Annotated in this window: 1 tRNA gene; it reads left to right on the forward strand. The window is 48.7% G+C overall.

Going from position 1 to position 509, the window contains the following annotated elements:
- Window positions 1-148 precede the first annotated feature (148 nt).
- Window positions 149-221, forward strand: a tRNA-Met gene (locus GY937_17530).
- Window positions 222-509 lie beyond the last annotated feature (288 nt).

The raw sequence follows: 509 nt of genomic DNA on the forward strand, positions 1-509 counted from the left end.
TGACCATCACCTGTGAACCCAGCCATCTGAAACAACCACCACGGGTCGAAACTACTTCATATGAGGTAATGTAGGAACATATGTACTCACGGTGACACAACATACACACTCGCATTCATAACCCGGCAACTCCAGGTGGAGGTTGGATGGCCGAATAGTGTAGTGGTTATCACATCTGTTTCATGAGCGGAAGGTCGCGGGTTCGAATCCCGCTTCGGCCAAATTCCTTTTTCCACATTGGTGACTGCCGGAGTGACATGAACACCCAGTAAAAACACAACACCTGGAACACCTCAAGGAGGTCTTCCATTCCAACACACTCATTCACTCACTCCGGTGACGTATGTTCCACATCAGCCTCCCTCGTGCAGATCAGTCTATGTGAAGTAGCTGGAGTCAGGAGGGTTAACAAGCCCACTCACTACCTGCTCCGCAGCTGTCCACGGGGTAATGTAGGAACATATCGTCAGTATCAAACCATAACCAGCTATGTCCACTTTTTATCATAA

Source organism: bacterium (assembly GCA_024228115.1).
GTDB lineage: Bacteria > Myxococcota_A > UBA9160 > UBA9160 > UBA6930.